Origin of the sequence: Leptolyngbya sp. FACHB-711 (genome assembly GCF_014695615.1) — a bacterium.
In the GTDB taxonomy this organism is placed as follows: Bacteria; Cyanobacteriota; Cyanobacteriia; order Elainellales; family Elainellaceae; genus Leptolyngbya_A.
This window is the reverse complement of record NZ_JACJOR010000030.1, coordinates 1-5,240: the sequence shown is the minus strand read 5'-3', so window position 1 is coordinate 5,240 and position 5,240 is coordinate 1. Positions and strand designations below refer to the sequence as shown.

The following is a 5,240-nucleotide window of genomic DNA, read 5'->3' as shown; positions in this document are numbered from 1 at the left end:
TTGTTCAGCAGAATGCGCTAATTACACGTTCGGCAGATCTGTGTTATTGATGTTCGGGTTGCCGTCTTTGTCGATGTCTAGACGTTCACGGCGGATCGTTTCATCTGCTGTCACGGTATCGCGATCGACTTCTTTGCGAACGGTCACTTCTTCACGCAGAACCGTTTCCTTACGGATATCGGGTACTTCTTCGTACACTTCCATCCGAACGACATCGCCTTCGTTAAAGGCATTAACGTCTGTGCCAGAAACAACCCGGTCTACTGGAGTGGTGCGCTCAATGACAACACGCTCTCTCTCGATCGGCACATTAACTTGAGTCTGCTCGGTTTCAACGTGCTTGCCCACGATCACTTCGCCCGTTCTCTGACGCTGCTTGTTCGCAATCAGCCGCTCTTCATATAGGCGCAGGGTTTGGTGATGCTGATCGTTCAAGGCATATAGGTCGCGATCGTGCTCGTCGTAGCGATAGCTGTCGCGGTTGGTAACCCGATCAACAGTGTTGCCAATTGCATCGCCAGCACGCTCGATCGGATTCTTGCTGGAGCTTACATCGCGATCGGCGACAACATCACGACGGCTCACGTCGCTGGTTGCGGAAACATCGGTGAGTGCGGTCGGAGTGTCCAGCGGCGTTGCGGTGTTGATCGGATTGGTGCTTGCAGCAGCAGTCGAACCCATTGCACCAGCAGCCATCGCTCCAGTCCCCATGGATGTGCCACTGGAGGGCGAACGATACACGCCACGAACACGCTCTTCGTAATCGAAGTCAGCAGGCACAGAACCGTCGTACTCAGGCAGATTTTCAACCTGTTCACGGGTCAGTCCATCTACATAGACATGACGATCGTTGTAGTCAATACGAGCACGACCGATCGGCAGCAACACCTTCTTACCAAAAATCCATGCACCCGTGTTAATGATCAGGTAACGAAAGCGTCCTTCATCATCAACCAGCAGGTTATCCACAGAACCCACTTTATCCGTGCCGGAATACAGATCGTATCCCATCACATCGTGGTCGCCAAAGTGTTCGCGGTAGTCGGGATAAAAGTCTTTAATCTTGTAGAGAGCCATATCAGTTTTTCCTCAATTTTTCAAACAAAGCTATATGTAAACACTAAACATTGGAGAAGGAAACACCCTCCTCCTACCGGCTTAGTTCACCCTCGTCTTTAGTCAGTTCTGTAATTTACTTAAGTTTTACCTTTACTCGATCGCCTGGTTAAGAGCGTTTTAAGACCATTACTTCAAATGCTAAGATTATTATCTAATGAGGAAATATCAATTAATCTACCAAGAAAAACTTACCTCTCAAGATAGGTGTAACATCTATCTTTACTGCCTATTTTTAAGTTATTGCTAATCATTCGTGTCGGTTTCAAGGTTTGAAGTGCTCCTGCGTTTGTAGCTTCTTTCATGGCTTCTAATGTATGCAAATGCATAGGTCTACTTGCGGACGTGAATAACGCTTGAAAAAACGGCACTGTTTGATATTTAGTTTCGATACTCGTGCTTATCAGGAGAAAATAACGTATGGCATACAACAATGACCCCGTGAGTAGAGTAATGGATCGCCCTGCTGTAGTCGCTGCCGCAGACTATCATGATCGTGTTCGTTGGGGTCCGATTCTGGCTGGACTCATGACTGCAATCGCCTCCCAGCTTGTTCTAAGTGCTTTGGGTGCAGCGATCGGCCTGTCTTCGCTGGCTGGTGCGGGTGCTCCCGGTGCGGCTGCGGGTGATGTTGGGACGGCAGTTGGCATCTGGTCAATTATCAGCCTACTGATTTCCCTGTTTTTGGGCGGCTGGGTAACGGCTCGTTCTTGTGGTCCAATGAATCGCAGCACTGCTTTACTGAATGGTGCAATTCTATGGGCGACCACTTTGGCCGCTAGCGCTTGGCTATTGTCCAGCGGTGTATCTGGTGCGTTTGGTGTAGTGGCTTCTAATGCAGGCGACGTGCTTCAGCAAGTTCCTGGAGCAGCGACAAATCTGCCGGATCAGGCTCCGAACGTTAATCCGCAGGAAGCTCGCGATATTGCAGGAAATGCCGCAAAGGTTGGCTGGTCATTTGTACTGGGTTCGCTACTCGGTCTGATTTCGGCTTTGATTGGTTCGTCGATTGGCACTCGTAGCCCCCGCACCGTCGTTGCCCGCACGGATGTTTAATTCTTCCTCATGCTTTTCGTAAGCATTAATGGATGGGTTGGTGGATCTATAGCGAACGAAATGATGAATATGCTGGTCAATTAGCCGATCGTCGATCGATTACAAACCTGCAGCGAAAACTACAGAAACATCAACCGATTATTGGGGTGGGTGAACGGCTCACCCTTTTTGATTGTAAATTTGCTGTAGATTGAATTGCTGTAGATCTAGTTGATAATTTGATTGACATAAGCTTAATTGTTATAAATTCAGGCAAGCAGAACTGTTTTAAGAAGATGGCTACGGAGATATGATTGATGCAGCCTGATAATTATAAAGATGCGACCTGATGATTAAAAAAATCAAAAAGTAGTGTAGCTTAAGTGCGGACTAGAAACGCCGTAGCACCTGGGAGAAATACTGCTGATACAGTATACAGCTTGGCTCGACGTGTAAATTTATTGAGCGAATGAGTCCAACACACTGCAAGTTAAAAGCATCGATCGGATCTAGAACGATCGGCTCTGATGCATTGACTACTTGCTGTAACAGTGGAATAAGCTGCGGATAGGATTGCTGTAGTTTTGCGAATAGGTTACGAAGATGAGAACTAAAGATGCTGTTTGTCGAAATTGCTTCTTCCTTAATCTGAGAGAATGAAACCTCACGATTGCTAATGTGGTGCAGCGTCAGCTGAATGAGATAGGGAATACCGCCTAAAAAGCTCATCAAATCCGGTGCAATTCGCTGATGATTATTAATGCCGTAACGCTGGATGAGTTCCTGAACTTGTTCCTGATTAAAGTTCTTTAATTCGATCGACAGCCCAATGTTGAAGGGAGAATGGTTTAGATTAAACGGTAAACCAACCAGCGATTCAGCGGAGTGGATAACGACAAGGCGTAGCTGCTGCCACAGTTCGCTGCCATCATTGCCATAGCGTGATTTTTCATTCCAGGCACGCACCATTGCCATAAAATCATTCGCCAGAATAGGATGCTTGAACAGAATATCGCCTTCATCCAACGCTAGAACGATTGGATTGTCAATTTCAGTCAGCAAGTACCGCTCAAAATAGTTGGTGCAGTTATAGCTGCTGCCATAAACCTCATTCCAATACTCATCGACCCGGTTCGGCAGGTGCAAGCTGTGGGTGACAACGGCGCAAAACCAGCGAAGAAAGCGATTGAAATCGGTGAGAACACTAGAATCTGCAAGCTGTAAGCTGACAACGGCTTCTCGCATTCCTTTGTCCCGTGCAGAAGCAAGAATTCGGGTCATCAAAGATGTTTTCCCAGATTGCTGGGGAGCCTTAATCCGAATCAGCGCACCGGGCTGCAAGACCTCTTCGTAAGCAATCTGCTCGTCTGGCTGGCGCTCAATGTAGTAGGGCGAGTCAAGCGGAACTTGCCCCTGTAGAGGAGTTTGAGAACGGGACACATTTGCAGTGTCAGGATCAAGGCTGATGTAGTCTTCAGGGGTGAGTTCTAGACCCACTGCACTAAAGTAGAACTCCAGCGTTTGTCGATCGACTGCTAATCGGCGTCGTCGGACTTTTGTAATGGTATTCGGGCTTAAGCCCGTTCGTTCGCTGAGCTGATCGAGCGTATAGGCACGGCTCCCGTTGTCCTGCTCTGCTGATTTTTGCTCAGCACTTTGTACTCGCTGCCATCCTCTAGAGCTTAGAATCACTCCTCGTTTTCGTCTGGACGATTGGAACTGCTGCGCCATCTGCAAAGTTACCCGAAGAGAATATATCTAAGAGATATATGCTAAAAGCAATAAGTTCATCAATATAACTGAGTTTTTCCTTCATAAATTTCAGCAAACTCTGACAAAGAACCCGATTTTTCTAGGGCGCAAGCTAAAATTAGAATGTCGTATTTTTATCGTGAAAAACTACTCTAATTTCTGGCGTATCTTGAGAAGACAACTTAAGGCGAACAAAAATTTCTGGAAGCTGCCGCCTGTTTCAAGTTCTTATGGATGGCTCCTGCGGCTAACCTGAGGATAGACTACATTAAACCGGCTTAACTTGTGAGTGGACTGCCCTTGAATTGCAGAAGCATCGACTCTTGCTATCGGCTTTTGTCAAAGTGCGATGAATCAATGTTCGATCGTTTTAGATTGCAGCATAAAGGGAAATCGGGCGTTGCTGAATAAGCCTATGATACGCCCCCCCAGCCCCCCAAAGTTCGGGGGAACCAGAATTCAAAGTCCCCCAGCATTGGGGGATTTAGGGGCGATGCAGAAGCTAAATTTGCACCGTTCATATCCCGATTCAGCAACGCCAGAAATCGAATTTTTTATCCTGGATTCGCTCGTCTGTGAAGGCTTATCGCCTTTGAGACTAGGACGCTTTTGCTTAAGAATAAAATAAGGAAATCTAATTGATCGTTTGCTTAACCGATCGAGCAATTTTAACCCTACAGATTTCAACCCTCAGACTTCAACCCTATAGATAGAACAACATCTACAGCTTAATTTTTCATCCTATTTTGATTGATTTAATAAGAAGGTGGTGATTCACCACGCAGTAAGGGAGAGCAGGCAATCGGTGAGAGTAGGCAAATCGATCGCAGTACAGCCAAACCCCACTTCCGTTTTCAAGAACCGTTGAGAGCAGCCGTGACGAAACCTAGATTTCACCTCGGATTGTAAACGAATAGTCCCCACCCGGCTCAAGCTGGTAGTCACAGCTTTCTAAAAATCGGCTCAGCGGCTCCTTAATTAACGCCCTTCCCAGAGAAGGCTCGACCGACAAAATGCCCTGCTTAAACCGCCACTGAAAATGCCACTCATACTCACTGGCTCGCACTTCACCTTCGATCTTGCCTTGCTGCCAGGACTGATGAGTAATCCTTACATAGGCGGTAGTTTGGGGCAAACGCTTAGCACTCACGATCGCACACTCTCTGCATTAGACACTAGTTCAAAAGGGGCTTTGACTGGGTTAAGACCCACTGAGCCGGTCTGGCTACTTGGCAAAAGATCTACCTGCAAATCAGAAATTAAACAATGAACCTTTGACTCACTGACCTTGAAGCTGACCTTGGAGCTGACCTTGGAGCTAATTTTGGAACTGGGTT

At 47.0% G+C, this 5,240-nt stretch carries 4 protein-coding genes; 1 reads left to right on the top strand and 3 read right to left on the bottom strand.

Features of this window, described 5'->3' with window-relative positions; all coding sequences use genetic code 11:
• Window positions 1-21: 21 nt before the first annotated feature.
• Window positions 22-1,077 carry a DUF2382 domain-containing protein gene (locus H6F80_RS00395; RefSeq protein ID WP_190789646.1) on the bottom strand — a complete coding sequence of 352 codons (1,056 nt, stop codon included), beginning with the start codon at window positions 1,075-1,077 and terminating at the stop codon, window positions 22-24.
• A gap of 459 nt (window positions 1,078-1,536) precedes the next feature.
• Here H6F80_RS00395 and H6F80_RS00390 point away from each other — a divergent pair, with 459 nt between their 5' ends.
• The gene (locus H6F80_RS00390; protein WP_190789645.1) at window positions 1,537-2,172 is read left to right on the top strand and encodes a hypothetical protein; all 636 of its coding nucleotides are present in this window, start codon (window positions 1,537-1,539) and stop codon (window positions 2,170-2,172) included.
• A 369-nt stretch (window positions 2,173-2,541) separates the two neighbouring features.
• On the opposite strand, the gene H6F80_RS00385 is transcribed toward H6F80_RS00390, so the two are convergent.
• Window positions 2,542-3,882, bottom strand: coding sequence for an AAA-like domain-containing protein (locus H6F80_RS00385; protein WP_190789644.1), 1,341 nt, complete (start codon window positions 3,880-3,882; stop codon window positions 2,542-2,544).
• 907 nt (window positions 3,883-4,789) lie between these two features.
• Window positions 4,790-5,053, bottom strand: a complete 264-nt coding sequence (locus tag H6F80_RS00380; protein WP_190789643.1) for a DUF3146 family protein — start codon at window positions 5,051-5,053, stop codon at window positions 4,790-4,792.
• Window positions 5,054-5,240: the final 187 nt, after the last annotated feature.

What these genes read in the sequence shown, in the direction of transcription:
- H6F80_RS00390 (WP_190789645.1), top strand. Translation starts at nt 1,537, where the DNA reads ATGGCATACAACAATGACCCCGTGAGTAGAGTAATGGATCGCCCTGCT.
- H6F80_RS00395 (WP_190789646.1), bottom strand. Translation starts at nt 1,077, where the DNA reads ATGGCTCTCTACAAGATTAAAGACTTTTATCCCGACTACCGCGAACAC.
- H6F80_RS00385 (WP_190789644.1), bottom strand. Translation starts at nt 3,882, where the DNA reads ATGGCGCAGCAGTTCCAATCGTCCAGACGAAAACGAGGAGTGATTCTA.